Annotated in this window: 21 protein-coding genes and 1 tRNA gene; 12 read left to right on the top strand and 10 right to left on the bottom strand. The window is 73.4% G+C overall.

The features are described 5' to 3' along the window. Positions 1-63: 63 nt before the first annotated feature. A complete protein-coding gene (pstS, locus tag ACFZAU_RS13880; RefSeq protein ID WP_500552293.1) occupies positions 64-1,827 on the top strand; it encodes a phosphate ABC transporter substrate-binding protein PstS in 1,764 nt (587 codons plus the stop codon). Between the two features lie 256 nt (positions 1,828-2,083). Then, positions 2,084-2,524: a VOC family protein gene (locus tag ACFZAU_RS13875; RefSeq protein ID WP_500552292.1), complete on the top strand. Its 441-nt coding sequence runs from the start codon at positions 2,084-2,086 to the stop codon at positions 2,522-2,524. A 556-nt stretch (positions 2,525-3,080) separates the two neighbouring features. Here ACFZAU_RS13875 and ACFZAU_RS13870 read toward each other — a convergent pair. Then, a tRNA-Arg gene (locus ACFZAU_RS13870) sits at positions 3,081-3,153 on the bottom strand. A 304-nt stretch (positions 3,154-3,457) separates the two neighbouring features. Here ACFZAU_RS13870 and ACFZAU_RS13865 point away from each other — a divergent pair. From ACFZAU_RS13865 to ACFZAU_RS13850, 4 genes are all read left to right on the top strand, one after another. Beyond that, entirely contained in the window at positions 3,458-5,125 is a 1,668-nt protein-coding gene (locus tag ACFZAU_RS13865; RefSeq protein WP_500552291.1) for a dynamin family protein, read from the top strand. A gap of 4 nt (positions 5,126-5,129) precedes the next feature. Further along, positions 5,130-6,728: a GTPase gene (locus ACFZAU_RS13860; RefSeq protein ID WP_500552290.1), complete on the top strand. Its 1,599-nt coding sequence runs from the start codon at positions 5,130-5,132 to the stop codon at positions 6,726-6,728. A 115-nt stretch (positions 6,729-6,843) separates the two neighbouring features. Further along, positions 6,844-7,287 (top strand): single-stranded DNA-binding protein, encoded by a 444-nt coding sequence (locus ACFZAU_RS13855; RefSeq protein ID WP_500552289.1) that lies wholly within the window; start codon positions 6,844-6,846, stop codon positions 7,285-7,287. A gap of 232 nt (positions 7,288-7,519) precedes the next feature. Then, on the top strand, positions 7,520-8,938 hold the full coding sequence (locus tag ACFZAU_RS13850) for an LAETG motif-containing sortase-dependent surface protein (protein ID WP_500552288.1): 1,419 nt from the start codon (positions 7,520-7,522) through the stop codon (positions 8,936-8,938). A 208-nt stretch (positions 8,939-9,146) separates the two neighbouring features. Here ACFZAU_RS13850 and ACFZAU_RS13845 read toward each other — a convergent pair whose 3' ends face one another. After that, the gene (locus tag ACFZAU_RS13845) at positions 9,147-10,163 is read right to left on the bottom strand and encodes a DNA-directed RNA polymerase subunit alpha (protein WP_499599038.1); all 1,017 of its coding nucleotides are present in this window, start codon (positions 10,161-10,163) and stop codon (positions 9,147-9,149) included. A 208-nt stretch (positions 10,164-10,371) separates the two neighbouring features. Here ACFZAU_RS13845 and ACFZAU_RS13840 point away from each other — a divergent pair, with 208 nt between their 5' ends. The 5 genes from ACFZAU_RS13840 to ACFZAU_RS13820 all read left to right on the top strand — a co-directional run bounded on the left by ACFZAU_RS13840 (position 10,372) and on the right by ACFZAU_RS13820 (position 14,013). Then, positions 10,372-10,593 (top strand): hypothetical protein, encoded by a 222-nt coding sequence (locus ACFZAU_RS13840; RefSeq protein WP_499599037.1) that lies wholly within the window; start codon positions 10,372-10,374, stop codon positions 10,591-10,593. 113 nt (positions 10,594-10,706) lie between these two features. Beyond that, on the top strand, positions 10,707-10,841 hold the full coding sequence (locus ACFZAU_RS13835; RefSeq protein WP_500552287.1) for a hypothetical protein: 135 nt from the start codon (positions 10,707-10,709) through the stop codon (positions 10,839-10,841). Between the two features lie 355 nt (positions 10,842-11,196). Next, positions 11,197-12,861 (top strand): energy-dependent translational throttle protein EttA, encoded by a 1,665-nt coding sequence (ettA, locus tag ACFZAU_RS13830; protein WP_500552286.1) that lies wholly within the window; start codon positions 11,197-11,199, stop codon positions 12,859-12,861. Positions 12,862-12,868: 7 nt separating this feature from the next. Continuing rightward, the gene (locus ACFZAU_RS13825; protein ID WP_499599032.1) at positions 12,869-13,321 is read left to right on the top strand and encodes an acyl-CoA thioesterase; all 453 of its coding nucleotides are present in this window, start codon (positions 12,869-12,871) and stop codon (positions 13,319-13,321) included. After that, positions 13,318-14,013, top strand: coding sequence for a DUF8185 domain-containing protein (locus ACFZAU_RS13820; protein ID WP_499599031.1), 696 nt, complete (start codon positions 13,318-13,320; stop codon positions 14,011-14,013). The genes ACFZAU_RS13825 and ACFZAU_RS13820 overlap by 4 nt, the downstream gene beginning before the upstream one ends. Here the strand turns inward: ACFZAU_RS13820 and ACFZAU_RS13815 are convergent. The 3 genes from ACFZAU_RS13815 to ACFZAU_RS13805 form a co-directional block, all read right to left on the bottom strand. Further along, a complete protein-coding gene (locus ACFZAU_RS13815) occupies positions 14,010-14,144 on the bottom strand; it encodes a hypothetical protein (protein WP_500552285.1) in 135 nt (44 codons plus the stop codon). The genes ACFZAU_RS13820 and ACFZAU_RS13815 overlap by 4 nt on opposite strands. Further along, positions 14,141-14,785 carry a Crp/Fnr family transcriptional regulator gene (locus ACFZAU_RS13810; protein WP_500552284.1) on the bottom strand — a complete coding sequence of 215 codons (645 nt, stop codon included), beginning with the start codon at positions 14,783-14,785 and terminating at the stop codon, positions 14,141-14,143. Before ACFZAU_RS13810 ends, ACFZAU_RS13815 begins: the two co-directional genes overlap by 4 nt. Before the next feature lie 98 nt (positions 14,786-14,883). Continuing rightward, positions 14,884-15,288 (bottom strand): globin, encoded by a 405-nt coding sequence (locus ACFZAU_RS13805; protein WP_499599025.1) that lies wholly within the window; start codon positions 15,286-15,288, stop codon positions 14,884-14,886. 62 nt (positions 15,289-15,350) lie between these two features. Here ACFZAU_RS13805 and ACFZAU_RS13800 point away from each other — a divergent pair, with 62 nt between their 5' ends. Continuing rightward, entirely contained in the window at positions 15,351-16,499 is a 1,149-nt protein-coding gene (locus ACFZAU_RS13800) for a methyltransferase domain-containing protein (RefSeq protein WP_500552283.1), read from the top strand. Here ACFZAU_RS13800 and ACFZAU_RS13795 read toward each other — a convergent pair. The 5 genes from ACFZAU_RS13795 to ACFZAU_RS13775 form a co-directional block, all read right to left on the bottom strand. Then, entirely contained in the window at positions 16,480-17,412 is a 933-nt protein-coding gene (locus tag ACFZAU_RS13795; protein WP_500552282.1) for an FHA domain-containing protein, read from the bottom strand. The two genes, ACFZAU_RS13800 and ACFZAU_RS13795, sit on opposite strands and share 20 nt — an antisense overlap. A gap of 99 nt (positions 17,413-17,511) precedes the next feature. Then, positions 17,512-18,861, bottom strand: coding sequence for a VWA domain-containing protein (locus ACFZAU_RS13790; RefSeq protein WP_500552281.1), 1,350 nt, complete (start codon positions 18,859-18,861; stop codon positions 17,512-17,514). Between the two features lie 53 nt (positions 18,862-18,914). Then, positions 18,915-20,108, bottom strand: coding sequence for a protein phosphatase 2C domain-containing protein (locus ACFZAU_RS13785; protein ID WP_500552280.1), 1,194 nt, complete (start codon positions 20,106-20,108; stop codon positions 18,915-18,917). Positions 20,109-20,113: 5 nt separating this feature from the next. Continuing rightward, a complete protein-coding gene (locus tag ACFZAU_RS13780; RefSeq protein ID WP_500552279.1) occupies positions 20,114-22,777 on the bottom strand; it encodes a serine/threonine-protein kinase in 2,664 nt (887 codons plus the stop codon). Then, positions 22,774-24,060: a hypothetical protein gene (locus ACFZAU_RS13775; RefSeq protein WP_500552278.1), complete on the bottom strand. Its 1,287-nt coding sequence runs from the start codon at positions 24,058-24,060 to the stop codon at positions 22,774-22,776. The genes ACFZAU_RS13780 and ACFZAU_RS13775 overlap by 4 nt, the downstream gene beginning before the upstream one ends. Positions 24,061-24,075: the final 15 nt, after the last annotated feature.

Genomic DNA, 24,075 nt, shown 5'->3' with positions numbered 1-24,075 from the left:
TCACCCGCAACCGCCCCACCACCACGGCCCGCACCCCTCCACACCGATCAGGAGTCACCCGCCATGCCCGGCCCGCGTCCGGCACTCTTCGCACGCCCGACCATCGTCACCGCCCTCTCCCTCCTGGCCGCCCTCCTGTTCGGCGCCACCCCGGCGACCGCCGCGACACACGTGCCGATCTCTGGTGCCGGGTCGACCTGGAGCCAGAACGCGCTCAACCAATGGACGGCGAACGTCCATCAGGACGGCATGCACGTGAACTACAACGGCACGGGCTCGTGGGACGGCCGCACCCAGTTCCGCAACGGCACCGTGGACTTCGCCGTCTCCGACATCCCCTACGGCCTCGAGGACTCCGGCGTCGCCGACCCGCCGCCGTCGCGCCAGTACGCGTACATGCCGATCGTGGCCGGTGGCACGTCGTTCATGTACAACCTCACCATCGGCGGCCGGCCCGTCACCGACCTGCGGCTGTCCGGCGAGGTCATCGCCAAGATCTTCACCGGCCGGATCACGAAGTGGAACGATCCCGCCATCAAGGCCGACAACCCGGGGCTCGCCGCCACGCTGCCCTCCCGTCCGGTCGTCCCGGTGGTGCGTTCCGACGGCTCCGGCACCACGGCGCAGTTCAGCACCTGGATGAGCAAGCAGTACCCGTCGCTGTGGGACGACTACTGCCGCAGGGCCGGCCGCAGCACCCCTTGCGGGATGACCTCGAACTACCCGATTGCGCAGGGCAGCGGCTTCGTCAGCCAGGCGGGCTCGAACGGCGTGGCCGGCTACGTGGCGCAGTCCCGCAACGAGGGCGCCATCACGTACGTCGAGTACTCCTACGCGGCGATCACCACCAGGTCGCCCGTCGCCAAGGTGCTCAACAAGGCCGGGTACTACGTCGCGCCCACCGCGCAGAACGTCGCGGTCGCCCTGCTGAAGGCGCGGATCAACGAGGACAGCTCCTCGCCCGACTACCTGACGCAGGCCCTCGACGGCGTCTACGACAGCACGGACCCGCGCGCCTACCCCCTCTCCGGGTACGGCTACGCGATCGTCCCGACCAAGGTGGAGCGCAACTTCACCCTGCAGAAGGGCGAGTCCCTCGGTGCCTTCGCGTACTACTTCCTCTGCCAGGGGCAGCAGCACGTGAGCAAGCTGGGCTACTCGCCACTGCCCATCAACCTCGTCCAGGCGGGCCTGAACCAGGTCCGCAGGATTCCCGGCGCCGACGTCCAGAGCATCGACATCAAGGGCTGCCACAACCCCACCTTCTCCACCGACGGCACCAACACCCTGGCGTTGACGGCTCCTTACCCGTCCCCCTGCGACCGGGTGGGCAGCACGCCGTGCGACGGCAGCGTCCCCGGCGGCCGGACGCAGTCGATCACCACGACCCTCGCGCCGGGGGCGTTGCTGATCTCCGTGGCGGGTGACGCGCACGTCGAGTTGCCCGGTCCGCAGCTCGACCCCTCGGGCGAGTACCTGCACACCACGGGGCAGATGACCCCGGTCACCGTCACGGACACCCGCCCCGGCAACATCGACTGGACGGCTACGGGCCAGGTCGGCGACTTCAGGGGCCAGGCCGGAAGCGTCCTCGACGGGAGCAGCCTGACCTGGGCCCCCGCGATCGTCGACCGCGGCAACGTCCGGTCCGTCACGGCGGGCGCCCCGGTCGCCCCCGGCGACGGCAGCGGGCTCAAGGACGTCCGGACGCTGGCCAGCGGAGTCGGCCCCGGCACCACGGACGTCGGGGCCGGCCTCGACCTCGACGCCCCGAGCTCCACGCCGCCCGGCACGTACACGGCGGTCCTGACGCTGACCGTCATCTGACCCGGACCCCGGCAGCTACCACAGCCCCGCCGGTGGACGCCCCACCCGACCACGGTCGGCCACGACGTCCACCGGCGCCGTAGCACTGCGGGCGGCAAGCTTCAGGCCGGGCACGCCTACCCTGGCGGGCGGGTTCGTGCCTCCGGACGGATCCCCCCGGGTCCGGCGGTCCGCGGATGTCGAGGACGTGTGATCGGCTCCGTCCCAGGGACACCAGCGGCCGCACCGGCCGCACGAGGAAGAGGGAGAGACCGGCATGGCGATTCAGCGGATGGACAACGTCGGCATCGTCGTCGAGGACCTGGACGCCGCCGTCGCGTTCTTCGTGGAGCTCGGCATGGAGCTGGAGGGCAGGGCGGAGGTCCAGGGCCCCTTCGCCGACCAGTGCACCGGACTCGACGGCGTGCACTGCGACATCGCAATGGTCCGGACCCCGGACGGCCGCAGCCGGCTCGAGCTGGCGAAGTACCGCAGCCCCGCCGCGATCAGCGCCGGGCCGCGCGACCGGCCGCACAACGTCCTGGGCACGCACCGCGTCATGTTCGCCGTGGACGACATCGAGGACACCGTCGCCCGCCTGCGCCCGCACGGCGCCGAACTCCTGGGCGGGATCGCCCGGTTCGAGGACAGTTATCTGCTCTGCTACCTCCGCGGCCCGGAGGGCATCATCGTCGGACTGGCCGAGCAACTGGGCTGATCAGGCGGAGCCCGGCGGCTGCGCGCCGAGCGGGCGGCACCCGTGCCGTGCCGTACGGGGAAGCCGGGGGCCCGAGCCCCGCGGATCCGCTCGTCCCCGGACAGCACGGGGCGTCCTCGCGGGGCGGTTTCCCGCCGTGCCCCGCGCACCGCTCGGCAGCGGGCCCCCGCGCCGGCGAGTGTGCCCCGCCGTTCGGCGATCGTGGCCGTGACCTGCGGAGTGTCTGCCCAGGCCGGTGGCGTGGGGCGGGTGTTCCGCGGGCCCGCGGCGCCGAGCGGACGGGCACCGGTGGCCCCGTCTCGCCTGCCACCTACGCGCGTTGTGCCGCGGGTCGGCTCGGGGACTACGGGACCCGGATCGAGGCCGGGGGAGTCCGCGTCCCGCCCGCCGGAACCCCGGCCCCCGCGCGTCGGAGCGGCCCGCGAGAGCCCGGTGGCGGCCGGACGGCACCGGGGCGCCCCCGCGATCACGCGCAGGTGCCCCGACCGCTGCGGCGCTCGCCCCGGCAGGCCTGCGACCAGCAAAAAGCCCCTCCCTAAGGGAGGGGCGCAGTGGGTGCCCCCGGCAGGACTCGAACCTGCGGCCAAGCGCTTAGAAGGCGCCTGCTCTATCCACTGAGCTACGGGGGCCGGACGTTGGCCGCGACCGAACCCGCCCCTTGTGTCGACGGTTCCGTGACCTTGCCGGGGACAAGGATAGGGCGAGGCTCATGTGCGGCCGGTTGCTTCGCCTTCATGACACGTTGTGTAGGTTCGGTGAAGCGGTCTGATAATCGCAGGCAGGTGCGAATGTCGCACCAGTTTTGGCGCCTCAGTCGGCGGCTGTTGTGCACTCGTTATGCCGGTGTCTCTTCCGGCCCTTCTGTCCCGTTCCGGGCTTCTTGCGGGCCGAAAGGCGTGAACTAGGCGGAATACGCTTCAAAAACCCATCAAAATGGGGCATTCTGCCACTGTGGCGATCTTGGATGTACGGCCCGAACTCCTCGACGCGCTGTCGGCTCTGCGCGACCGCGTCGCGGACGCGCGTTTTCCCCTTCCCCTTCCCGGTGCCGAGCGGGCCCGCCGCACACGACTGGAACTGCTGGCGCAGCTCGACGACTATCTGGTGCCCCGGCTGAAGGCACCCGAAGCGCCGCTGCTGGCCGTGGTGGGCGGCTCGACGGGGGCGGGGAAGTCGACCCTCGTGAACTCGCTGATCGGACGGCGGGTGAGCGACGCGGGCGTGCTGCGCCCCACCACCCGCACCCCGGTGCTGGTGTGCCACCCGCAGGACCGCGCGTGGTTCGCCGACCCGCGCGTCCTGCCGGGCCTGGCCCGCGCCTGGGCACCGCGGCCCCGGACCGCCGCCGACGCCGACGGGGAGGACGGTGCGGACGGGAGCGACGAGGAGCGCGAGGCGGAGGAGACCAGGCTCTGGCTGCGCCTGGAGACCGACGACACGCTGCCGCGCGGCCTCGCCCTGCTGGACGCGCCCGACATCGACTCCCTCGTCTCCCGCAACCGCGAGCTCGCCGCCGAACTGCTCTGCGCCGCCGACATCTGGATCCTGGTGACCACCGCGTCGCGCTACGCCGACGCCGTGCCGTGGCATCTGCTCCGTACGGCCAAGGAGTACGACGTCACCCTGGCCACCGTCCTGGACCGGGTGCCGCACCAGATCGCCGAGGACGTCTCCCAGCACTACGCGGCCCTGCTGACCCGGGCCGGGCTCGGGGACGTGCCGCGGTTCACCGTCCCGGAGCTGCCCGAGTCCGCGGGGGCCGGCGGCCTGCTGCCGCACACCGCGGTGGCGGCACTCGGCAGCTGGCTGGCGCACTGCGCCGAGGACCCGGCCGCCCGCCACCAGGCGGCGCGGCGCACCGTGTCCGGGGTCCTGGGGTCGCTCGGCAACCGGCTCCCGGAACTGGCCGGCGCCTCGGCCGCGCAGCACTCCGCGGCGGTGCGCCTGACCCGCCGGGTGGACGACGCCTACGACGAGGCCGAGTCGCGCGTCCAGGAGGCCGTGGACGCCGGGGCGCCGCTCTCCGGGGAGGCCCTGGCCAGCTGGCGCGGCTACCCGGACTGCGGCCCGGCGGCCCTGCTGTCCGCCCTGGCCGAGAGCCTGGCCGCGCTGCTGCGGACGGAGGTCGCCACGGCGGACGAGCGCACCCTCGACGCCTGGCGCAGCGACCGCGCGGGCACCGCCCTGGCGGAGGACACCGACCCGGAGGCGGCGGCCGAGGACGCCGCCGAGCGGATCGAGGACGCCGTGGACACCTGGGGGTTCACGGTGAACCGCCTGGCGCACCAGGCGGTCCGCGGGAGCGCCGACGGAGTGGACCCCCAGCACGCGGCGGCGCTGATCGCCGTCGCCGTGCTCGGCGGCCGCAAGGGAACGGTCGCGGGCGAGCGGCTCGCCTCCCTCGTCGGGGCGCACGCGGCGCTGCGGTCCGGCGACCGGGCGCGCGAGGAGCTGGACCGGCTCGTCGGCGACGTGCTCGACGCGGAGCGCGAACTGCGGGTGCTCCCGGTGGACGCACTCGATGTGACGGCGGGCCAGCAGGCCTCGCTGATCGCGGAGCTTTCGGTCGTGCAGAAGTCGTACGGACTGCAGGAGAGGTGATCAGGTGCTCACGGAGCGGGTGGACGCGCTGTCGGAACTGCTCGGGCTGTCGCGCACCCGGGTGAGCCACGAGGCGCTCGACGGGGCGGGGGAGTTGCTGGAACGGGTCGGCGACCGGCGCCGGCTCTCCGCCGACCACACGGTGGTGGCGCTGGCGGGGGCGACGGGCAGCGGGAAGTCGTCCCTGTTCAACGCGCTGACGGAGCTGGACCTGTCGCGGATCGGCGTCCGCCGTCCCACCACCTCCGCGCCGGTCGCCTGCGCCTGGGACCCCCGGGGCGCCTCCGGGCTGCTGGACCGGCTCGGCATCGCGCCCAAGGCGCGGTTCGCCCGGCACAGCGTCCTGGACGAGGGCGCGGAGCGCACGGACGACGGGCCCGCCGGCCTGGTCCTGCTCGACCTGCCGGACCACGACTCGGCGGCGACCGCCCACCGGGACCAGGTGGACCGGGTGCTCAAGCTCGTCGACGTGATCGTGTGGGTGCTCGACCCCGAGAAGTACGCGGACGCCGCCCTGCACGAGCGCTACCTGCGGCCGCTGGCCGGGCACGCAGACGTGACGATCGTCGTCCTCAACCAGATCGACCGGCTCCCGGAGGAGGCCGTCGAGCAGGTCCTGGACGATTTGCGGCGGCTGCTGGACGACGACGGGCTCGCCGTCGGCGAGCACGGCGAGGACGGCGCCATGGTGCTGGCCGTCTCGGCGCTGAGCGGCGACGGTGTCGCGGAGCTGAGGGCGGCCATCGCACAGGTCGTGACCGAACGGGCCGCCGCGAGCCGGCGGCTGTCCGCGGACGTGGACGGTCTCGCCGAGCGGTTGCGCCCGCTGTACGTCGCCGAGGCGGTGGCGGGGCTCACCGACCGGGCCCGCGAGGACTTCACGGCGAGCCTCGCGCACGCCGTGGGCGCCGCGGCGGCGGGCCGGGCGGCGGAGCGTGCCTGGGCCAGGGCCGCCGACGAGGCGTGCGGCACCCCGTGGCGGCACCTGCGCCGGGTCCGCGGCGGAGAGCCGGACGACGACGGCCTCGACGGCCGGCGTCCGGCGCTGTCGGCGTCCCGCGCCTCGGTCGACGAGGCGGTGCGCGCAGTCGCGGCGGAGGCCGTGGAGGGGCTCCCCGCTCCGTGGGCGCAGGCGGTGCGGGAGGCGGCGCGGCGCGGCGGCCGCACGCTTCCGGAGGCGCTGGACGCGGCGGTGGAACGGGCGGCTCCGGACGAGCCGCCGCGTCCCCGGTGGTGGTCGGCGATCGGTACGGCACAGTGGCTGCTGGCGCTGCTCGCGACGGCCGCGCTGGTGTCCGGGACGGTGGCGGCCGCGGGCGCGCTGCGTCTGCCGTGGTGGCTGCCTCCCGTGCTGCTGGCGGTGGGCGCCCTGGGCGGTCCGCTGCTCACCCGGGTGAGCCGGTTCGCGGCCCGCGGCCCGGCGCGGAGGCACGGTCAGGCCGCCGAGCGGCGGATGGCCGACGCGGCGGCCGACTGCGGGCGGGCGCGGGTGCTGGAACCGCTGGCGGCGGAATTGCTGCGCTACCGGGAAGTGCGGGAGCAGTACGGGGTGCTCGCCGGAAACCACTTCCGGGTGACGGAGTTGTCCACAACGGGTCAGTAATCCACAGGTTGAATCCGATTTCTCCACGGGGGGCGGGGAGGGCGCACCATGGAGCCATCGCGGGGCCGGCGGCAGGGGGCCGCCGGCCGGCGACGACAACGGGGGAACATCGGCAATGAACGAGACACTGGTCACCGTCGTGGGGAATGTCGCCACCAGGCCGGAATTCCGGAAGACGCCCACGGGTGTCCCGGTCGCCAGGTTCCGCCTGGCGACGACCGCGCGCCGCTGGGACCGCGAGCGCGGCGGCTGGTCCGACGGGCACACCAGCTTCTACACGGTGTGGGCCTGGCGGCAGCTGGGGGAGAACGTCGTGGCCTCGGTCGGGGTCGGCGAACCGCTGCTCGTCCAGGGCCGCCTGAGGGTGCGTGAGGAGGAGCGCGACGGGCGGCACTGGATCTCGGCCGACGTCGACGCGTTCGCCTGCGGCCACGATCTGACGCGGGGCACCTCGGCGTTCCGGCGGCTGTCCGCGGCCCGGCCGGAACTCACGGTTCCGAATTCCGGGGGTGCCGGGGAGTCGCTCGTGGGCGATCCGCCGGCCGCACTGTCCGGATAAGCCGGACAGCTGGGCATTCGCCCCGCGGGAAAGTGTCGATGATTTATCGACAATTTCACGTTCATGCCTACGCGCGGGTAACGATTGCGATTCGAATTCTCGGGCGGCCGTGAATCCCGGTGGCTTTGGTGCGGTTGGTTCCTAGGATTCAGCGATACCCCGGCTTTCCGCGGGGATCCACAGCTGTCGGCGAGGCCCACCCCACGACCAGCCTCGCACGGAGGGGAAATTCATGTTCACTGTACGGAGGCGGGGAGCTGCCCGCCTTGCCGTCGCGATGGTGGCCTCCGGGCTCCTCGCCACTGGTTCCATAGCCGCTGCCGGGTCCGCCATCGCGGACGACGCGACCCCCACCGCGCCCGGTGCGACGGCGACCCTCGGTGGTCTGAAGACCGCCGCCCAGGCCGAGATCAAGGAGAAGGGCAAGGAGCCGGAGAAGGTCAGCGCCGGCCTCTTCGAGATGTCCGTCGACGGCGGCGGCACGATCCAGACGTACTGCATCGACATCAAGAACCCCACCCAGACCAAGGCCAAGTACAAGGAAGTCTCCTGGGACCAGTCGAGCCTGCACGACAACGTCGACGCGGGGAAGATCAACTGGATCCTGCAGAACTCCTACCCCCAGGTCGACGACCTCTCCGCACTGCAGAAGACGGCCGGGATCAAGGACGGCGCCCTGACCCCGGAGCTCGCCGCCGCCGGTACCCAGGTGGCCATCTGGCGCTTCTCCGACAAGGCCGACGTGACCGCCGTCGACCCGCTCGCGGAGCAGCTCGCGGACTGGCTCGAGGGGAACGCCAAGGACCTCAAGGAGCCCGCGGCGTCGCTGACCCTCGACCCGCCGGCCGTCTCCGGCAAGGCCGGTGACCTGCTCGGTCCGATCAAGGTCAACACCAACGCCTCCACCGTCCAGGTGAGCCCCGCGCCCAGCAACCCCTCCGGCGTCAAGGTCACCGACAAGAACGGCACCGCGGTCACCTCCGCGAAGAACGGCGACGAGCTCTACTTCGACGTCGCGGCCGGCACCGCCGACGGGACGACCTCGCTGACGGCCACCGCCAACACCAAGCTGCCGGTCGGCCGCGCCTTCACGGGCATCGACAGCACCACGCAGGTCCAGATCCTCGCCGGTTCCAGCGACAGCTCGGTCTCCGCGACGGCGACCGGCACCTGGGCCGCCAAGGGCCCGATCCCGGCGGTCTCCGCCGAGGTCAACTGCGCCAAGAACGGCCTGGACGTGACGGCCGCCAACGAGGGCGACCAGCCGTTCACCTTCAACCTGGCCGACAAGGAGTACACGGTCGAGGCCGGCAAGTCCGAGACCATCACCGTGCCGGTGGCCGAGGACCAGCCCTACAAGGTGACCATCACCGGCCCCGAGGGCTTCGAGAAGACCTTCGAGGGCGTCCTCGACTGCGAGACCGCGGGCAGCGGCGGCGACACCCCGTCCTCCTCGCCTAGCCCGGCCTCGGCCGGCGGCTCCTCCGAGGGCACGGCCGACACCGGCTCCACGACCGGCGGTGACCTCGCCGAGACCGGTTCGAGCAGCGCCACCCCGGTGATCGCCGGCATCGCGATCGCCCTGGTCGTCCTCGGTGGCGGCGCGGTGTTCTTCCTCCGCAAGAAGAAGGCGGCCCCCTCCGCCGAGTGAACTGACCCCACAGGCCGCTCATGAGTGAAGGGGGCGGAGGTCGACAGACCTCCGCCCCCTTCGCCGTTCGCCCCGCGGGCGCGCGACGAGCAGCGAACAGCCCCCTCGGAGCGATCTCCGAGGGGGCTGTTCACATGCTCAGGACCCAGGACTCAGGACCCAGGACCCAGGACTCAGGTCCCGGCGCCCGGGACCCGGGGCCCGGGACTCAGTACTGCTCGGTCTCCACGAACCCCGCGTCCGCGCGGTCGTCCGCGCCGAAGGCGGCGGCGGTCGGGTCGAATCCGGGCGGGCTGTCCTTGAGGGCCAGGCCCAGGCCGGCCAGCTTCGCCTTGACCTCGTCGATCGACTTCGCACCGAAGTTGCGGATGTCGAGCAGGTCCGCCTCGGAACGTGCCAGGAGCTCACCCACCGAGTGAACCCCCTCGCGCTTGAGGCAGTTGTAGGAGCGGACGGTGAGCTCCAGCTCCTCGATCGGCAGCGCCATGTCGGCGGCGAGGGCGGCGTCCGTCGGGGACGGGCCCATGTCGATGCCCTCGGCGTCGACGTTCAGCTCGCGGGCGAGACCGAACAGCTCGACGAGGGTCTTGCCGGCCGAGGCCATGGCGTCACGGGGACGCATGGCCTGCTTGGTCTCGACGTCGACGATCAGCTTGTCGAAGTCGGTGCGCTGCTCGACACGGGTCGCCTCGACCTTGTAGGTGACCTTGAGCACCGGGCTGTAGATGGAGTCGACCGGGATGCGGCCGATCTCCTGGCCCACCTGCTTGTTCTGCACGGCCGAGACGTAGCCGCGACCGCGTTCCACGGTCAGCTCCATCTCCAGCTTGCCCTTGCCGTTCAGCGTGGCGAGCGCGAGGTCGGGGTTGTGCACCTCGACACCGGCCGGGGGCGCGATGTCGGCGGCGGTGATCAACCCCGGGCCCTGCTTGCGCAGGTACATCACGACCGGCTCGTCGTGCTCCGAGGAGATCACGAGCTGCTTGATGTTGAGGATGAGGTCGGTGACGTCCTCCTTGACGCCCGGCACGGTGGTGAACTCGTGCAGGACGCCGTCGATCCGGACCGAGGTGACCGCGGCACCCGGGATCGACGACAGGAGGGTGCGGCGGAGCGAGTTGCCGAGGGTGTAGCCGAAGCCCGGCTCCAGCGGCTCGATCACGAACCGGGAGCGGAACTCGTCGACGACCTCTTCGGTCAGTGACGGACGCTGAGCGATCAGCACGAGGTATTGCCTCCAGGTTTGGCGCCCTCTATGTGACGCCATAGACAACACGAAGGGTACGGGGCCCACGGCCTCCCGTGCGGCAGCCCCGCCCGTCCGGCCTCCGGCGGGCAGGACGGGCCCCCTCGCGGGGTCCGGGCGCGACGATCCGCCTCGTGTGCCCCGGGAGCCGGTCGCCGCCGCGTTTCGCGGGTGCATACTGGGGGCAATGACAAAGCCTCCTGCACCGAAGCGTCATTTGCCCACCAGCCCCTTCAAGGCGCCGGTCGCGCCGGCCCCGAAGGTCTTCGCCGTGGGCGACCAGGTCACGCACGACATCTACGGCCTCGGCCGGGTGATCGGCATCGACGAGGGAACCGCGGCGCTGGTGGACTTCGGGTCCACGCAGCTGCGGATCCCGAGCCCGTACAGCAAGATGACCAAGCTGTAGGACCGCCGTGCCGGTTCACGGCACGGCAGGCCCCGCCGGGGTCCGAGACGAAAGGGACACCTCTCATCGATTCGACGTCGCTGTTCTCCGCCCCGGAAGGGCAACCGCGCTCCGTGAGCGCGGCATCCCCGCCCCCGGCGACGAACCCCTTCCAGGCCCCGGACTTCGGGGACGGCGGGACGCCCCCGCCCGACGACGCCCAGGAACCCGCCCCGGGCAAGCACGCCCCGCGCCGCAAGGGCCGCTGAGTCCTGGCACAGCGGGCCGTCGCCTGGTCGGGGGAACGCCTCCGCCCGGCTTTGCGGCACGTCTCCTCCGGCCGCCCGCCCTACGGGCGGACCGTCGCCGTAGCGCGCCCCCATGAGGACGTCGCCCGCACCGGACCGCCGGCCGCCCCGGCCGGGCGGTCCACCGACGCGGAGCCCCGCCGGCCCGGGTGCGGCTCGGTAGGGACCGTCCGTGATCCGTCTCCGGATCCGGGCGCCGCGCGGGCGCTGGTCAGCGGGGTGCGGGGCGGTGTGCGGGTACTCGTTTCCGCCCGGGGGTGGACGGCTGGCAAGATGGGGTGTATCTGCCCACACATCGAATGCCGGACGGTTTCTCTTGGCTGAGTTCATCTACACCATGCGCAAGACGCGCAAGGCGCACGGCGACAAGGTGATCCTCGACGACGTCACCCTGAACTTCCTGCCCGGCGCGAAGATCGGTGTCGTGGGACCCAACGGTGCCGGTAAGTCCACCGTGCTCAAGATCATGGCGGGGCTGGAGCAGCCGTCCAACGGCGACGCGTACATCTCGCCCGGATACTCGGTCGGGATCCTGCTGCAGGAGCCCCCGCTGGACGAGTCCAAGACCGTGCTGGAGAACGTCCAGGACGGTGTGGGCCCGGTCAAGGCGAAGCTGGACCGGTTCAACGAGATCGCCGAGCTGATGGCGACCGACTACTCCGACGCGCTGCTCGATGAGATGGGCAAGCTGCAGGAGGAGCTGGACCACGCCAACGCCTGGGACCTGGACGCCCAGCTGGAGCAGGCGATGGACGCCCTCGGCTGCCCGCCCGGCGACTGGCCCGTGGTCAACCTCTCCGGTGGTGAGAAGCGCCGCGTCGCGCTCTGCAAGCTGCTGCTGGAGGCCCCCGACCTGCTGCTGCTCGACGAGCCCACCAACCACCTGGACGCCGAGTCCGTGCAGTGGCTGGAGCAGCACCTGGCCAAGTACGCGGGCACCGTCGTGGCGATCACCCACGACCGGTACTTCCTGGACAACGTCGCCGAGTGGATCCTCGAGCTCGACCGCGGCCGCGCCTACCCGTACCAGGGCAACTACTCCACGTACCTGGAGACCAAGCAGTCCCGTCTCAAGGTCGAGGGCCAGAAGGACGCCAAGCGCGCCAAGCGGCTCAAGGACGAGCTGGAGTGGGTCCGCTCCAACGCCAAGGGCCGCCAGGCCAAGTCCAAGGCCCGCCTCGCCCGTTACGAGGAGATGGCCGCCGAAGCCGAGAAGATGCGCAAGCTCGACTTCGAGGAGATCCAGATCCCGCCGGGCCCGCGTCTGGGCAGCATCGTGGTCGAGGTGAACAACCTCTCCAAGGCGTTCGGCGAGAAGGTCCTCATCGACGACCTGTCCTTCACGCTGCCGCGCAACGGCATCGTGGGCGTCATCGGCCCCAACGGCGCAGGCAAGACCACGCTGTTCAAGATGATCCAGGGCCTGGAGGCCCCGGACTCCGGGTCGATCAAGGTCGGCGAGACGGTCAAGATCTCCTACGTGGACCAGACCCGCGCCAACATCGACCCCGAGAAGACCCTCTGGGCGGTCGTGTCGGACGAGCTGGACTACATCAACGTGGGCCAGGTCGAGATGCCGTCCCGCGCGTACGTCAGCGCCTTCGGCTTCAAGGGCCCGGACCAGCAGAAGCCGGCCGGCATCCTCTCCGGCGGCGAGCGCAACCGCCTCAACCTGGCGCTCACCCTCAAGCAGGGCGGCAACCTGCTGCTCCTCGACGAGCCGACGAACGACCTCGACGTCGAGACCCTGTCCTCGCTGGAGAACGCGCTGCTGGACTTCCCCGGCTGCGCCGTGGTCGTCTCCCACGACCGCTGGTTCCTGGACCGGGTGGCCACCCACATCCTCGCCTACGAGGGCGAGTCCAAGTGGTTCTGGTTCGAGGGCAACTTCGAGTCGTACGAGAAGAACAAGATCGAGCGGCTCGGCGCCGACGCGGCCCGGCCGCACCGCGCCACCTACAAGAAGCTCACCCGGGGCTGAGCGGGAGATGGCCCGGCACATCTACCGCTGCCCGCTGCGCTGGTCGGACATGGACGCCTTCGGGCACGTCAACAACGTGGTCTTCCTCCGCTACCTGGAGGAGGCCCGGATCGACTTCATGTTCCGGCTGGCGCCCGGGGAGGGCAGCGCGTCGTTCACGGGCGGGTCGGTCGTGGCCCGTCACGAGATCGACTACCTGCGTCCGTTGGTGCACCGGCACGAGCCGGTGACCGTGGAGACGTGGGTGACCAAGGTGGGGGCCGCCTCACTGACCGTCGCGTACGAGGTCAAGGACGCGGACGTGGTCTACGTCCGCGCGTCCACGATCGTCGTGCCGTACAACCTGGAGAAGGGCCGGCCGCGCCGGATCACGGCGGAGGAGCGGTCCTTCCTCGAGGCGTACTACGACGACAGCGCGAACGGGTCCGGTGAGGCCGGCGAGGGGGCCGTTGCCGCATGACGGCACCCCTGCGACTCGCCGATGCCAGGGAGGCGGACGGTTTCGCCGCCTTCCTGGCCCGGCTGCTCCACTGGGACAAGGCCGCCGTCGTCCGGCTGCGCGCATCGGGCACGGTGCTCGCCGTGTTCGGGCAGCCGCCGTTCGGCGGCGGGGTCCTGGCCGTCCGCACCGCCGAACTGGACGGGGCCGCCGGAGACCTGGACTCGACGGTCTCCGCGGGCCAGTTGCTCGACGGCATCGACGACGTGACGGGCACGGTCGCCGTGCCCGCGGCCGTCACCGGGCCGGCCTGGGCCGGACTGCTCCCGCCGCGCGGCGGCTGGGAGCCGGTGCGGGGCCTGCCGTCCGCGGAGGACGTACGCGCCGTGGCCGCGGCTGCGGTGACGGAGTTCCGCGACCGCAGCGAGGCGCTGCGGCCCGAGAGCCGTACGCGGGCCGAACTGGACGCCATCGCCGACGACATCTGGTCCCGGCAGCTCGGCGCCACCGGCCTGCCGCTGCGCGTGGTGCACGCCGCCCACGCGCTGGGCTTCCTCCGCCCGGTCCGCACCGCCGTCCCCGCGCCGCGCACCTCGGAGCAGCCCGCGGTGCTGCTGCTCGCCGCCGGCCCGTGGCTGCGGCTGCGCACGCCGTACGGCTCGGTCGCCGTACGGCGCGGCCTGCCGGGGCTGTCGGTCAGCCCGGTCCGCTAACCCACGACGACCGCCGCGAGCCCGGTGAGCACGGCGACGGCGAACGCCACCGCGCCCAGGAGCACACAGCGGTGCTTGACGACGGCGATCCCGCTCGCGGAGACCAGGGCGGGGAGCAGCGAGGTCGTCATCGGCTCGCGCGCGGTGTGCTCCAGCGCGCGGCGCAGCGGCTCGCCGCCGCCGGTCCGCACGACGTCGGCGAAGAAGACCAGGGGCCGGCCGGGCTGCCAGTCGCTGCGGCTGCAGCGCCGCCCGTACGTCGTGGAGGCCCTCCCGCACCACGCGCACCGGATCGGCGACCTGCCAGTGCACGTCCACCTCCGACAGGAAGTGGAAGTGGTCGCCCTGGCTGGGCACCGACCCGCCGACGGGCAGGGCGTGCCGGCACGCCGAGCAGGGCGATCGCGGCGCGCGGATGCCGTTCCAGGAAGGGCAGGAAGTCGGCGGACCGGACGGCGACCAGCCGCACCGCGTACAGGGTGGACACCCGGGCCGACCGCAAGGAGCCGTCCACCGCGGCGAGTTCGCCGACGACGTCGCCCGGGCCGCGCAGCCCCAGCAGCGCCTCGTGGCCGTTCGCGGACGAGGCGGTGACCTTCAGCCAGCCGCTCAGCACCAGCAGGACGTGCGAGGAGGGCTCGCCCTCGTGGAGCACGACGGTGTTCGGGGGCCGGGACTGCGGGAGTCCCAGCGACAGCAGGTCGTCGCGCGGGCCGTCCTCGAGCCGGGCGAGGTAGGGGACGCGGTCGCCGAGCGCTGCGCTGATCGTCACCCGTCCCCCTGATCACCCGTCGAGGGCACCCAAGGACAGTCAGGGGGCACGGTCCGTGCGGGCCCGGTTCCGGATAGTGACACATCCGGGCTACGGATTCAGCCCGCGGTGTTCACCATCGACGCCGCCGCGTAGACGAGGTAGTCCCACAGCTGCCGTTCGAGGTCGGGCTCCAGGCCCAGCTCGTCGACGGCGGCGCGCATGTGCAGCAGCCACGCGTCGTGCGCGGCCCGGTCGACGGTGAAGGGCGCGTGGCGCATCCGCAGCCGGGGGTGGCCGCGGTTCTCGCTGTACGTGCGGGGGCCGCCCCAGTACTGCATGAGGAAGAGCCGCAGGCGGTCCTCCGCGGGGCCGAGGTCCTCCTCCGGGTACATGGGGCGCAGGAGCGGGTCCTCGGCGACGCCCTCGTAGAAGCGGCGGACGAGCCGCCGGAAGGTCGGCTCGCCGCCGACCGCCTCGAAGAACGTCTGCTGCTCGACGGTGCCCCGCGGGATCTCATTCACGCCTCCCATGCTCTCAGACGGCCCGCGTTGTCCGGAGGGGGTCACCGTCGCAGAGTGGTCGTATGACGGATGGCGACCGGTACGCCGCCGCAGCGGGGCCGCTGCGGGCCCGGCTGGTGCGCCGGATCGCCGCGGCCGGCGGCCCGGCGGACCGGCGGTGGCGGGCGGCGTTCGAGGAGGTGCCGCGGCACCTGTTCGTGCCCGTCTACCACCGGCCCCGCTCGGACGGGGGGTTCACCCGGCTGTCGGCCGAGGACCCCGACCCGCGCGGCCGGTCCCGGTGGCTGTCCGGCGCCTACGCCGACGTGCCGCTGATCACACTGGTCAGGGGCGGGGAGCCGGTCTCCTCCAGCAGCCAGCCCTCGCTGATGGCCGCCATGCTGGAGGCGCTGCGGGTCGAGGACGGGCAGCGGGTGCTGGAGATCGGCGCCGGGACCGGCTACAACGCCGCCCTGCTCGCGCACCGCCTGGGCGCCGGGGCGGTGACCACGGTGGACCTCGACGCGGAGATCACCGAGGGCGCACGCGCGCACCTGGCGGCGGCCGGGCGCCCGGTGGCGGTGGTCACCGGGGACGGGGCGCTGGGCTGCCCGCAGCGCGCGCCGTACGACCGGATCGTCGCCACGTGCGAGCTCCCGTCGGTGCCGGAGGCCTGGCCGCGGCAGTGCCGGCCCGGCGGACTGATCCTGGCGCCCTTCGCGGGCGGGCTGATCGGGCTGCGGGTGACGGGACCGGAGCGGGCCGAGGGGCGCTTCCTGCACACCCCCGCGTACTTCGTCTCGCTGCGGGGCGCGGGCGCGGCCCCGCGCCGGGAGGCCGGCGCCGCGCTCGCCCCGGCCCGCAGCCGCGCCAGCGACACTCCGCCGCGGGTCCTGGAGGACGAGCTGTTCCGCTTCCTGCTCGGCCTGTACGCCGGGGACACGGAGGTCCACTGGACCCCGGGCGGCCCCACGGTCACCGCCGCCGACGGCTCCGCGGCGCACGCCGCACGGGACGGCACGGTCCGGCTCGCCGGGCCGCGGGACCTGTGGTCCGCCGTCGAGGAGGCGTACGTCCTGTGGCGCGCCGAGGGCCGGCCGCCCCGGGACCGCTTCGGCATGAGCCTGGCGGAGGGCCGCCAGTGGACCTGGCTGGACCGCCCGGACGGGCCGCACCGCTGGGAGCTGCGGCCCGTGCCGGGGCCGGCCGGGGTCAGTCGCGGAGGACCGTGATCGTCGTCCAGGCGCCGACGTGGACGCGGTCGCCGTCCGTCAGCGGGACGGGCACGAAGGGGTCGATGGGGTCCTCGCCGCCGTTGACGGTGGTGCCGTTGGTGGAGCCCTGGTCCACCACCGACCAGCTGCCGTCGGGCTGTTCCACGAGCACGGCGTGCTTGTGGGAGACGCCCGGGTCCTCGGGCGCCCGGGACAGGTCGATGTCGGGGGCCTCGCCGGTGCTGTGCCGGCGGCGCCCGACGGTGATCTGCGGGCCCGTCAGCGGCAGCCGCTGCTCGGGGGAGTACGAGGGGAAGTACAGCCCGCGTGCCTCCGGGCCGCTGCGGGCCATCATGCCGGTGAAGTAGTCGCGGTCGGCGGCGATCACGGCGGTCCAGGTGCCCGGGCCCGCCTGCCCGTGACCGGGGCCCGGCGCGCTCGGCGGCGTGAGCAGGAAGTCACCCGAACCGGAGGTCACCGACTCGGGGGCGAGCGGCTCCGCCGGGCGGTTGATCTGGGACGGGCGGGACAGCTGCGACTCGTAGCGCTGGTACGGCGGCCCGTCCGGCGGGTAGCCGGGGGAGGCCGGCGGCGGGGGCGGCCCCTGCGGGACGAAGGTCGTCCCCGCCTGGGTGACGAAGTTGTAGCGGCACTCCTCGCAGAACTGGGCGTAGCCCTCGCGCGGGGTGCCGCAGTTGGGGCAGGGCTCGGCGGCCGCGGTGGCGTCCGGGTCGTAGCCGAACCCGCCCTGGCCGCGGCCGTACCCGGGGTCGTATCCCGGTTCGTAGGCGGGCTCGTAACCGGGGGTGTACCCGGGGGAGTAGCCGCCGGAGTACGGCGGCGGGGGCGGCGGGGGACCCGGCGCCGGGTACGCGGGCGGTGGGGACCCGGGTGCGGGGGCGGAGGAGGACGCCGGTGCGGACATGCGCATTCCGCACACCTCGCACCAGTCGTCCGTCTCGGACCGGTGACCGTTCGGGCAAGTCGACATGTCGCTTTCTCCCCCTCCGCCCCTCTGAGTCCCGCTGCTCTATTTCTTCACACGGACGGTCTTCGTCGAACGTGTCTCGAGGGTCATCTCGTCGGCGTCGGCCACCCGGGCCTTGAGCCGCACAGTACCCGTCACCGCGTCGACCACGTCCACGACCTTGGCCAGCAGCTTGGCGGTGTCGTCGTTGCCGGAGGCGCTGGCCAGCTGCACGGCGCGGCCGAGCTTGGCGGTCGCCGAGTCGAGGTCGCCCTGCTTGCGGGCCTCCAGGCCCTGCTGGATGACCTGGGCCAGCTCCGCCTGCCCGGTGTAGTGGGCGACCTGCGGGTTGATCCGCGTCGAGGCCGCCATGTCGTCCGTCCACACCGCGCGCACCAGCCCCTGGCCCAGCACGCGCGGCGTGCCGTCCGGCTGGGGCAGGACGAGGGAGATCCGGGCCGCCAGCATCTCCTGGCCGACGCCGGCCGAGGGCACCACCACGTTGACGTGGTAGTCGCGCGACTCGTCGCCCCAGGAGCCCGTCGGGTAGTCGCCGGCGCGCGGACCGGCCGCGGTGCGGCGGGCGGTGAGGTCCTCCACGGTCGGCGCAACCTGCTTGACGTACTGGATCTCCGCGCCCTGCGGGGTCCACACACGCAGGGCGACGTCGGCGACCTCCTTGCCCATCGCCGTCTCCATCATCCGCCGGAAGTCGGCCTCCAGGCCGGAGGGGTCGGCGACGATGTCGACGGAGCCGAGCAGCGCGGAGGCGATGCCGGTCAGCTCCTTGACCTCCCAGTCGGTGCCCACGCCGCGCGCGTCGCAGGTGAAGCGGCCGGCGCAGGAGTCGAGCGCGGCGCGCAACTGCTCCGGCTTCTCGTGCTCGTTGCGGCCGTCGGTGAGCAGGATGCCGTGCCGTATGGACACGTCGGCGGTGGCGAGCAGCCGGTTCGCCAGGCGCAGCCAGGAGCCGATCGCGGTGCCGCCGCCGGAAGTCAGGCCGCGCAGCGCCTCCTTGGCCTGGTGCCGGGTGGCCGGGTCGGCGACGGCGAGGCCGCCGTTCGCGGGGTAGACCTCCTTGGCCTGGTGCGTGCCGGCGACCACGGCGAAGGCGACACCGTCGCGGATGGTGTCGACGGCGGCGGCGGTCGCCTCGCGGGCACTGCGCATCTTGGTCGGCGGGTACTCCATGGAGCCCGAGCAGTCCACCATGATCACCACGGCGGCCCCGGCCGCCGAGCCCGGTACGTCGCCCGGCGCATGGGTGGCCAGCGGCAGACCGCCGCTGGTGCCGCCCCCGGTCGAGGTCACGGTGACGATCGCGTTGACCTCGCGCCCGCCCTCGGGGAGGAACTCGTTCTGGTAGATGTCGACGGAGAACTGCGGCACGTTCGACTTGGAGAAGTTGGCCATCGGGTGCGCTCCTAGCGCTTGTTCAACCTTCGGAAGGGAGCATCAGGGAGTGGTCACGCGGCCGGGAACGGCAGTACGGCGACGGTGATGTTGTCGTGGCCGCCGCCGTCGATGGCGACCCCGACCAGGGTGCGAGCGCAGTGCAGCGGGCGGCTGCGGGCGTCCTCGGGCACCACGGAGGCCAGCTCCGCGGCCGACTCCGCGTAGTTCCACAGTCCGTCGGTGCACACCACCACTACACCCGGTTCGTCCGGTTCGAAGGAAGCGGTGTGCGGGTCCAGTTCCACGGCGTCCGCGCCGAGCCAGCCGGTGATGGCGTGGGCCCGCTCGTCCGCGTACGCCTCGGCCTGCGTCATCAGGCCCATCGACACCATGCGTTCGGCCCAGGAGTCGTCCTCGGTCAGCCGGGAGGCGGGCGCGGAGCGGTCGTCGGGGATCCAGTAGGCGCGGCTGTCCCCGATCCAGCCCACGGTGAAGGTCTTGCCGGAGGTGATCGCGCTGACGCAGGTGCACGCGGGCGCGTTGTGGTGGCGCCGGGCCTCCTCCTCGGGTGTCTCGGCCGCCAGGTCCGTCACGGCCTGGGCGGCCACGAGCAGCGCGTCGCGCATCGCCTCGTCGGGGCGGGCGCCACGGGCCAGGGAACGCACGAGCGAGGTGCTCGCGGTGCCCGCGGCCGTCTCGGAGGCGTCGTCCGGACGGTACGCGGAGGACACCCCGTCGCAGACCACGGCGACGACGGCCGGGGTGCCGTCGGGCAGCGCGGTCGTGGCCAGCGCGAAGGCGTCCTCGTTGCGGTGGTGCCGCAGGCCCCGGTCGGTCACGGCGGCCACGCCGTCGCACTCCTGCTCCTGGTGGTCGCGGGGCCGGGGCTGGGCGTGCCCGCAGTGCTCGCAGTAGCCGTCCGGGTCGACGTCGCCCATGCCGCAGGCCACGCACCGCGGGGAGGCGGCGGGCGACCCGCCCGCCGCCGGGTCCAGCCGCGGGTCGGTGATCCGCGCCCGGGGCAGGTCGGCGGTGCCCAGACCGAAGGCGAGGGTGTCGTTGTCCCCCGGTGGGGCCAGCTCGTACGACTCCGGCTCGCCGTCCGGCGGTCCGGGGGCGGCGGCGGCCGAGGCGGGGTCGGGCGGCGCCAGTTCGTACGCGTCCGGTTGCCGGGGCGCGGACAGGTCGGCGCCGCAGACGCCGCAGAACTTGTCGTCGGGTTCCAGAGGCTCGCTGCACTCCGGGCAAACGGTCTCGTGCGGCATGGCGGTTACACCCACGTCCGGGGGCGGAGGCGGTTGGCGCGCTCCACCAGATCGATCCTTGTGCGGCCCTGGTCGGCGAGCCGGGCCAGTACCCGGTACGAGTGTTCCAGGCCGAAGCGCAGGCCCCGTTCGTCCAGGTCCCGGCCCAGGAGCCCGGGCGTGGCGGATCGCGCGGCCGGCACCCCGGCCGCGCCCTGCTGCCCCGCCAGCACCCAGTCCAGCGCGCAGCCCAGCACCTCGGTGGACAACTGCTCGCGCAGCCCGGTGTCCAGGCCCATCCGCTGCAGGTCCTCCACCTGCCGGGCCGCGGCCCGCAGGTCGTCCAGGAGCGGTTCCTGCGGGGCGCGCCCGCGCAGCCGCGCGCGGACCGCCGCCACCCGCGCCGCCGTGAAGTGGATCGAGGACTCGGGGACCGACTCCAGGGCGGCGACCGCCCCGGCCCGGTCGCCCGCGGCGAGCCGGACGCGGGCCAGGCCGAAGGCCGCGCTCACGTAGCTCTGGTCGGTGGCCCACACGAGGCGGTAGTACTCGGCGGCGTTGTCGAGCTGGCCCAGCACCTCGGCGCACACGCCCAGGGCCAGCTTGGGCGCGGGCTCGCCGGGGAAGGCGTCGTAGACCGCGTCGAAGGACAGCGCGGCGGTGGCGTCGTCGCGGGTGACGAGCGCGGCCAGGCCGCGGTGCCACACCACCCGCCAGTCGTCGGGATGTTCCTCCTGCAGCGCGCGCAACTCCTCTGCGGCCGCGCGGGCGTCGTCGCTGTCGAGCCGTGCGCGCACCGTGCGCAGCCGCAGCTCCGGGGACCGCACCGGCGCCGCCTGGAGCGCGGCCACCAGCTCGGACGGGGCGGCCGCCGCGAGACCGGCCAGGAAACCGGCGTTGGGGTCGGCGGGGTCGACGTGCGGCACGGGCAGCGAGAGCGCCGCCGCCCGCACGTCAAGCGGCGAGACGGCGGGTCCGGCCGCCGTGGCCGGCGGGGCGGTCCGCTGGGCGGGCACGGTGACCGGGGAGCCCGGCGCGGTGGCGCCGTAGCCGCCGGGGGCGGGCAGCGCCGCCGACGACGGGGGCAGGACGGGCGCCGGGGCCCCCGCCGGCAGGGCCGGCACGGCGCCGCGCCGGCCGTTCGCGGCGCGGCCGCCCAGGGCGGAGGCGTCCTCGGCGGGCGCCAGCAACTCGGTGTCCACCACGCGCAGTTCCGGCCCGAACAGGGTGGACAGCGCGGGCCGCGGCTTGCCGCTGCCCAGGGCCACCACCTCGCGCAGCACCCCCAGCAACTGCTCGCTCATCTCCTCCGCGGAGGCGAAGCGCCGGCCCGGGTCGGGGTCGGTGGCGCGGACCAGCAGCCGGTAGAAGGACTCGTAGCGGGAGAAGACCTCGATGCCGTCCGGGTCCGGAAGGCTGTCCACGAACACGTTCGTGTAGCCCTGGAAGTCGAAGGTGAGCACGGCCAGCGTGCGCGCCACCGTGTACAGGTCCGAGGCGACGGACGGGCCGACCTCGGGCACTTCGGGGGCCTGGTAGCCGACCGTCCCGTAGATCGGGCTGTCCTGGTCGTCCATCCTGCGGACGGCGCCCATGTCGATGAGCTCCAGCCGGTCCTCGGTCTGGATGGCGTTGTCGACCTTGAAGTCGCAGTAGAGCAGGTTGCGGCTGTGCAGGTGACCGAGGGCGTCCAGTGCCTCGATGGCGTAGGCGACGGCCTGGTCGACGGGGAGCGGTTCGCGTCTGCCGTCGGGGCCCCGGCGGTCGTTGGCGATCTCCTTGAGGGACTTGCCGCCGACGTACTCCATGACGATGTAGCCGTCGAGGGTGCCGCCCCGCGGGTCGAGGTGCTCGACGAAGTTGTAGATCCGCACGATGTTGGGGTGCTCGATCTCGGCGAGGAAGCGGCGTTCGGAGACCGCCGCGGCCAGCGCGTCCTCGTCGCCGGTGTCGAGCAGGCCCTTGAGCACCACCCAGCGGTCGCTGACCGCCCGGTCCACGGCCAGGTAGATCCAGCCCAGGCCGCCGTGCGCCAGGCAGCCCACCACCTCGTACTGCCCGTGCACCACGTCGCCCGCCCGGAGCTTGGGCGTGAACGAGTACGGGTGGCCGCACTTGGTGCAGAAGCCCTCGGTGCGTCCGGGGCGGTCGCCCCGGCTGCGCCCGACCGGCGCCCCGCACTCGCCCTTGCTGCAGTACCTCTTCCGCTCGGGGACCTGCGGGTCCGCCAGCACCGCGGCGGCCGGGTCCGGCCGGGGGATGGGCGGTACGGCCACCAGGCCCGCGCCCAGCTTGCCCCGGGTCGGCCCGCTGGTGGCGGAGCGCGCACTGCGCACGGAGACGGAGGCGGCGCCGCTCGTGCCGCCGCTCAGCGAACGCGACAGCCGCCCGGACACCGAACGGCGTGAGGAGCGGGACGTGCTCGAGGTCCGCGAGGAGCGCGAGGAGGAGCCGGAACCCGGCCCGCTCGCGGCGGCGTTCGAGGGCTGTGAGGACGGTGAGGACGGTGAGGACGGTGAGGACGGTGAGGACTGAGACGGGCTCGACGAGGCCCCGCCGCTTCCGCCGGCCCGGCCGGCGGCCGTTCCCGCCGCGGCGCCGAGCGGCGCCAGGCCGCACGTGTCGCAGAACAGCTCACCCCCGCCGACGTCCTCGATCATCCCGTCGCAGCCCGGGCGCTGGCAGTTCATCGTGCATCCCCCCTGTGGTCGGCAGGTTCCGCCTGCCCCGGCACCAGCAGTTCGGCGACGGCCCGCTGGTAGCGCAGCACCGCGTTCTCCGCCGCGCGCAGGTCGCACGGCGCGCTCCACAGCAGTCGCCGCGCGTGGTCGTACCGCTCCATCAGGAACGGGTCCTCCGCCATGCCGTGGCGCGCCACCTTCGCCCGGTAGGCGTCGAGCCGGCCGCGCAGCTCGGCGCGGACGGCCAGCGGCGCGGTGACCGCGGTCAGCGACTCGCGGGCGCGCAGCAACTCGTCGTCCGCGCGCTGTTCGAGACCGTCCAGCAGCGGCGAGAGCCGGTGCCACTGGCCGGTCCTGCGGAAGTCGACGGCGGCGGAGAGCTGGTCGTGCAGCGCGACCGGCGCGCCGCTGACCGCGGGCACCTCCGAGGCCGCGATCTTGGCGAGCACCTCGACCCGGGCGCTGCGCGCCTCGGTGAGGGTGCGGTCGGCACGCGACAGGACGTCCCGCAGCCGCATCAGCCGGTGGTCGGCGTCGTCACGGACGTGGAGCACGGCCTCGACCTCGCGCCGTATGTCCTCGAGCGTCCGCCCCGCCCGGTCGTAGCGCCCGGTGTCGGGGCGGCCGGCGGACCAGAAGGCGAGCGGGTCGGAGACCACCTCGGCGCGCAGCGCCGCCAGCGCGTCCAGCATCTCCGCGAGGTCGTCGCCCGAGGGGTGGGTGCCGGGGCGCACGCCGACGGACTCTGCGAGCGAACGGACCCGCTGCGCCTCCGCGACCAGCAGGTCGATGCGGGCGGGCAGCGCCGACCACACCGCGTCGGCGGCCGACACCACGTCCATCACCTGCGCGTACCACGCGTTCATCCGCGCCAGCAGCTGCTCCAGGCTGATCCGCTCGCTCAGCCGGGCCGGACCGGTCAGACCGCGCGCCGCCTCCGGCACGACGCCGCCGGAGACGGTGACCCCGGAGCCGCGCAGCAGCTCGGTCAGCTCCCGCAGTTCGCTCTGGGTGGGCCAGCGGCGGCGGCCGCGCAGACCCCGGGCGGTCGTCAGGGCCTCGGTGTAGGTGTCGAAGTGCGCCCACAGCAGGGCGACGGCCTGTTCGGCCGCGGTCCAGCGCTCCTTGGTGGCACCGCTGAGCTCCGCGCCCTCCAGCAGCCTGCGGCCGGAGTGGTCCTGCAGCGCGAGCAGGGACGCCTCGATCGCGTCCCGCTCGTCACCGAGCCGTGCCAGGGCACGGTCGACGTCCTCACGGCTCATCGCCGGTCCGGATGGTCCCGCGACCGCCATCGCACCTTCCTTCTC

Origin of the sequence: Streptomyces sp. NPDC008238, assembly GCF_042956445.1 — a bacterium.
Classification (GTDB): Bacteria; Actinomycetota; Actinomycetes; order Streptomycetales; family Streptomycetaceae; genus Actinacidiphila.
Note: the sequence above shows the minus strand (reverse complement) of the source record. Positions and strands in the feature narration are given on the sequence as shown.

Bases quoted from the DNA above. Each gene is read 5' to 3' on its own strand.
- ACFZAU_RS13875 (WP_500552292.1), top strand. From the start codon at position 2,084: ATGGCGATTCAGCGGATGGACAACGTCGGCATCGTCGTCGAGGACCTG.
- ACFZAU_RS13795 (WP_500552282.1), bottom strand. From the start codon at position 17,412: ATGCGCATGTCCGCACCGGCGTCCTCCTCCGCCCCCGCACCCGGGTCC.
- ACFZAU_RS13825 (WP_499599032.1), top strand. From the start codon at position 12,869: ATGGCCCGGCACATCTACCGCTGCCCGCTGCGCTGGTCGGACATGGAC.
- ACFZAU_RS13815 (WP_500552285.1), bottom strand. From the start codon at position 14,144: ATGACGACCTCGCTGCTCCCCGCCCTGGTCTCCGCGAGCGGGATCGCC.
- ACFZAU_RS13790 (WP_500552281.1), bottom strand. From the start codon at position 18,861: ATGGCCAACTTCTCCAAGTCGAACGTGCCGCAGTTCTCCGTCGACATC.
- pstS (WP_500552293.1), top strand. From the start codon at position 64: ATGCCCGGCCCGCGTCCGGCACTCTTCGCACGCCCGACCATCGTCACC.
- ACFZAU_RS13865 (WP_500552291.1), top strand. From the start codon at position 3,458: ATGGGGCATTCTGCCACTGTGGCGATCTTGGATGTACGGCCCGAACTC.
- ACFZAU_RS13775 (WP_500552278.1), bottom strand. From the start codon at position 24,060: ATGGCGGTCGCGGGACCATCCGGACCGGCGATGAGCCGTGAGGACGTC.
- ACFZAU_RS13780 (WP_500552279.1), bottom strand. From the start codon at position 22,777: ATGAACTGCCAGCGCCCGGGCTGCGACGGGATGATCGAGGACGTCGGC.
- ACFZAU_RS13820 (WP_499599031.1), top strand. From the start codon at position 13,318: ATGACGGCACCCCTGCGACTCGCCGATGCCAGGGAGGCGGACGGTTTC.
- ACFZAU_RS13850 (WP_500552288.1), top strand. From the start codon at position 7,520: ATGTTCACTGTACGGAGGCGGGGAGCTGCCCGCCTTGCCGTCGCGATG.
- ACFZAU_RS13785 (WP_500552280.1), bottom strand. From the start codon at position 20,108: ATGCCGCACGAGACCGTTTGCCCGGAGTGCAGCGAGCCTCTGGAACCC.
- ACFZAU_RS13800 (WP_500552283.1), top strand. From the start codon at position 15,351: ATGACGGATGGCGACCGGTACGCCGCCGCAGCGGGGCCGCTGCGGGCC.
- ACFZAU_RS13855 (WP_500552289.1), top strand. From the start codon at position 6,844: ATGAACGAGACACTGGTCACCGTCGTGGGGAATGTCGCCACCAGGCCG.
- ACFZAU_RS13840 (WP_499599037.1), top strand. From the start codon at position 10,372: ATGACAAAGCCTCCTGCACCGAAGCGTCATTTGCCCACCAGCCCCTTC.